This is a genomic window from Rhodopirellula sp. JB055 (assembly GCF_043100905.1).
Taxonomy (GTDB): domain Bacteria; phylum Planctomycetota; class Planctomycetia; order Pirellulales; family Pirellulaceae; genus Rhodopirellula.
In genome coordinates this window covers 1-4,828 of record NZ_JBICHO010000351.1, presented here as the reverse complement: position 1 = coordinate 4,828, position 4,828 = coordinate 1, and the positions used below count along the sequence as shown (strand labels likewise).

2 protein-coding genes and 1 pseudogene are annotated in these 4,828 nt (G+C 56.7%); all 3 read right to left on the bottom strand.

The genetic code is table 11. The annotated features are described in order from the left end of the window. Positions 1-1,299, bottom strand: a 1,299-nt coding sequence (locus ACF8AM_RS14000; protein WP_392556229.1) for a biotin carboxylase N-terminal domain-containing protein, incomplete at its 3' end; no start/stop codon positions are given. Between the two features lie 180 nt (positions 1,300-1,479). Further along, positions 1,480-4,152, bottom strand: a complete 2,673-nt coding sequence (locus ACF8AM_RS13995) for a glucosidase (RefSeq protein WP_392556228.1) — start codon at positions 4,150-4,152, stop codon at positions 1,480-1,482. Beyond that, a pseudogene (locus ACF8AM_RS13990) lies at positions 4,149-4,828 on the bottom strand (hypothetical protein); the annotation flags it as partial. The pseudogene ACF8AM_RS13990 and the gene ACF8AM_RS13995, both read right to left, overlap by 4 nt.

Below are 4,828 nucleotides of genomic sequence, written 5' to 3'. Positions count from 1 at the left end.
CATACGGCGACCAGCCGCCGCCACGGTGGGAGCTCGGGCCGTGACCATCACCAAAAATGAAACGTAGAAGGGAGTGACGACGGCGCCACAGCATGCCGTGCCCGCATCGAGACGAACGCCCAATCCAGCCGCACTGCGGTAGTGGCTGATTCGGCCATAGTCGGGGCGGAACTCGGCGGCGGGATCTTCCGTCGTGATCCGGCACTGCATCGCGAATCCCATGGTTCGGATGCCGTCCTGCGATGGCAGACCGACTTCTTCGCTAGGAAGCGGATGGCCCTGAGCGACCAAGATTTGGTTGCGAACGATGTCGATGCCGGTGACCTCTTCGGTCACCGTGTGCTCGACTTGGATTCGTGGATTGACCTCGATGAAGTAGAACTCGTCTTTGTCGACGTCGAGCAAAAACTCGACCGTGCCCGCGTTTTCGTAGCCCCCGCTGTCTTTGCCGACAGCGCGTCCGATTCGCAGCGCCGCATCGCAGATGGCATCACGCATTTCGGTGGAAAGGTTTGGTGCGGGGGCAAGTTCGACCACCTTTTGGTGCCGTCGTTGGACGCTGCAGTCGCGTTCATACAAGTGAACCAAGTTGCCATGTCGGTCGCCAAGCAGTTGGACTTCCAAGTGCCGGGCTCGTTGGACGAAACGTTCCAGGAACACTTCATCGCTTCCGAATGCCGTTTTGGCTTCGCGTTGAGCGGAATCGAGCGAGCTGGCCAGTTCGCTCGGTTCCATCACGATTCGCATGCCTCGACCGCCGCCGCCTTTGGCCGCTTTGAGCATGATCGGGTAGCCGAGTTTTTCCGCGGCATCGGTGGCTTCTTTGAGCGACGCGACGGCTTGAGCGGTTCCGCCGAGCACTGGCACGCCTGCGATTTCGGCCAAGCGACGGGCGCTGGTTTTGTCGCCCAAATCTCGCAAGCTTTGTTCGCTGGGGCCGACAAACAAGATGCCTGCGTCCGTCAGTGCTTTCGCGAAATCGGGGTTCTCGGACAGGAATCCGTAACCTGGGTGCACTGCGTCGATGTGATGCTTCAGACACAACCCGACGATCGCGTCGATGTTGAGGTAGGACCGGATTGGTTCGCCGGGAGTCCCGATTTGGTAGGCCTCGTCGGCTTTGAATCGGTGCAGCGCGTATCGATCCTCGTGAGAATAAATCGCGACCGTGCGAATGCCCAATTCATGTGCCGACCGAAACACCCGAGTGGCGATTTCACTGCGATTGGCAGCCAGCAATTTTCGAATCGGGCGAATGTTGGCGGAGACAGAGTCAGCGACGGTCATCAGGGCATCCATTGCGGGGAATTCAAAGTCGAGCTGTTAATCTACACGTTTCGAAACGTCTTTTCAGCAACCGGAACGACTGGATCCGTCCGCGAAAGCAATTGTTGTTCTGAGACCGGTTTCGGTGCGATCTGCCAGAATAGAACAGTTGTCCCCAACTGTTCCATCGAGCTGGGATCCATCTGCAAGATGCTACTCGACGCCTTCGGTGATGCGTCCGTGCAGATGCTCGATGCAAGTTGCAATCAGCGCCGTCCAACCGGTTTGGTGACTCGCACCCAAGCCTTCGCCGGTGTCTCCGTGGAAGTATTCGTAGAACAATACTTGGTCCTGCCACAGCGATTCGTCACTCTTCATTCCGCTGCCGCGAAGACAGGGGCGAGAGCCGCCTTCTGCGGGCGTCGAGAAAATGTTCGACATCCGGCGGTTCAATTCATCGGCCACCTCGCGAAGATTCATTTTGACCCCGGATCCAGTCGGGCATTCGACTTGCATTTCATCGCCATAGAACTCGTGGTACCGCTGCAAGGCTTCGATCAACAAGTAACTGGTCGGGAACCAGATCGGCCCTCGCCAATTGCTGTTCCCGCCAAACATCCAACTGTCGGATTCGCCAGGCACGTAAGCGACTGTGTGTTCTTTGTCCCGAACGGTGACTCGAAACGGTTCGCTCTTGTGTTTCTTCGAAAGCGATCGAATACCAAAGTCAGAAAGAAACTCGGATTCATCGAGCAGGATATTTAAGACGCGTTCCAAACGTTCTTGCGTTGGAATGGAAATCAACATTCGGTGATGGCGTTTGGTCGTTTGGCAAAACGTGATGTGTTGCACCAAGTCATGTCGATTGTTCAGGAACCATTCCAAACGATTGCGGAAACCGGGCAAGTCCGCGAGCAAGTCTTCGTCCAGAATCTCGACCGCGATCAGGGGCAGCAACCCAACCAGCGATTTGACTCGCATCGGATGGGTCTCGCCATCGATTTGAAGTTGGTCGTAGTAGAAGCCATCTTCCTCGTCCCACAGCCCGCCACTCTCACCGCCGTTCATTGCGTCGACGATGCGGATGAAGTGATCCAGGAACTTCGATGCCATGTCGGAGTAGGAACGATCGTGGCGAGCGAGCTCGAGAGCCATTGACATCATCGTGCCGCAGTAGAACGCCATCCAAGCGGTTCCATCGGCCTGTTCCAGTTCGGCTCCTTCGGGCAAACCTTTGCTGCGGTCGAAGACGCCGATGTTGTCCAGGCCCAGGAACCCACCAGCGAAAACGTTGTCGCCGTTGCTGTCGACTTGGTTCACCCACCAAGTGAAGTTCACCAGCAACCGCTGGAACGCTTGCGAGAGAAACTTGTAGTCGCGTTTGCCGGTCTCGGCTTCCATTTGGAAGACACGTAAACATGCCCACGCATGAACCGGTGGGTTCACGTCGTCGAAGTAGAACTCGTAAGCTGGCAACTGACCGTTGGGATGCATGTACCACTCACGCAGCAGCACCATCAATTGCTTCTTTGCAAAAGCGGGGTCGATGCGAGCCGCTGGGATCATGTGAAACGCTAAATCCCAAGCCGCGAACCAAGGGTATTCCCACTTGTCCGGCATCGACAAAACGTCGCGAGCGTACAGGTGCCGCCAATCTTTGTTACGCCCATTGTGGCGTGCGGCGGGAGGCGTCATCACGTCGCGATCACCGTCCAACCAATCGGCGACGATGTAGTGATAAAACTGCTTCGTCCACATCAGCCCCGCGTAGGCCTGCCGGGAAACAAGACGCTGCTCGTCGGTTGCTTTGGGCGGAATGATGGCTTGATAGAACTCGTCAGCTTCTTCGCGTCGCTGAGCCAGGGTGTTGTCAAAGGCGTCGCCCAGGTCCGGATGAAACTCGCCGACCTTTTCTGTCTCGCTCAAGCGAACTTTGACGTGTCGTGTTTCGCCCGGTGCCAAGTTCCAACGATACAGGGCCGCGACTTTGGTTCCGTGTCGCTTGGGATTCACCGCGTCAGTTTGGTCGTCGATGACGTACCGATGGAAGGCGTCTTTTGTGTACGGCGAGAAGTTTTCGGTGCCGAACAAATGTTCGGAATTGGTTTCATTTTCCGTGAACAACAGTTCGCTGTCCGGTTGATTCTCAAACGCACAAACAAACGGTTCCAGTGTGTCGTGTCGCGTTTGCACGATGTGCGAATCAATCGCTTGAATGGTGGGCTTTGCCGTGCAGCCTTCGTGCAAACATCCCCAAACCCAGGTGTTGCGGAACCACAGCGTTGGCAGCAGCGTGATGTCGTGAGCGTCCGGGCCTTGGTTGGTGATCGCAATGTCGATCAGCAAATCGTTGTCCGACGCTTTCGCGTAAGTGGCCGTGACATCGAAGAAGCGATTCTCGTCCAGCAATCCTGTGTCGATCAGTTCATATTCCCGATCGTTCAGTCCGCGTTGTGCATTGATGCTAACCAAGTCGCGATACGGGTATCGCTGTTGCGGGTAGCGATACATCGCCTTGGCGTAGGAATGCGTTGGCGTTGAATCCAGGTAGTAGTAGAGTTCTTTGACGTCTTCGCCGTGGTTGCCTTCCGGACCGGTGAGTCCAAACAGGCGTTCTTTCAAAATCGTGTCGTTGCCATTCCAAAGTGCAATCGAAAAACACAGTCGGCACTGGCGGTCGGAGAACCCGAGCAAACCGTCTTCGCCCCAGCGATAGGCGCGACTGCGAGCGTGTTCGTGCGGGAAATCGCTCCAGGAGTTGCCACCCTCGGAGTAGTCCTCTCGAACCGTTCCCCACTGACGCTCGGAAAGGTACGGCCCCCAGCGTTTCCAATTCTTTTCGCGGCGTTCGTCTTCGTCGAGTCGTTGCTGTTCGGACGTCGTCATGAAGATGCTCGTTGTCTGCGTCGCCAAAGAAACCCGTCCAGAACGTAATGCGTGATCTGGGGGACCGCCAAGGCGGGGGCCAGCCAAACGGATGCTTCCGCCAGCGTTTCGCCCGCTGAATTCGCGAAACCAGGGGGCATCCAAGCGAACAACCAACCGCGTTCCTGCCAGATCCCGAAGTCCCACAGCATTTCTTCCGCGTAGGCGAGGATCCAAACCACACCCAGGAACAACGCGACTCGGCCGGTGTTGGTTTGCCAACGCGAGGTCGGGCGAGGCGGATGAGCCGAAGCTTGGTCAGTTGCCGAATCAGAACTCTCGGCGATTCGGCACCATCGATACCAATAAATCAGCACCATGTACGGCACGCCGTGAATGATCACGTTGGTGACCGTGAACGCGTAGTCCGAATTGAAGGTGATGATGCCGATGTACCAGCACACCGCTGTTGTCAAAACCACAATGTCTTTGCCCGGGTTCCAAGCCCCTTCCCGGAAACCACGGTTCAGGCTGCGAGCGGCGTAGGCCAACATGCTGAGCCAGTAGATCGGCATCACGATCGTCGCCGCGAACTCCGGCACCTGAATGAAGTCGCCTTCGGCAAACCACCAAAAGTGCCTCGGCAGATGAGCGTGCCAATGGATCAGCGGATACAACGTGGCCAGGTAAATCGCTG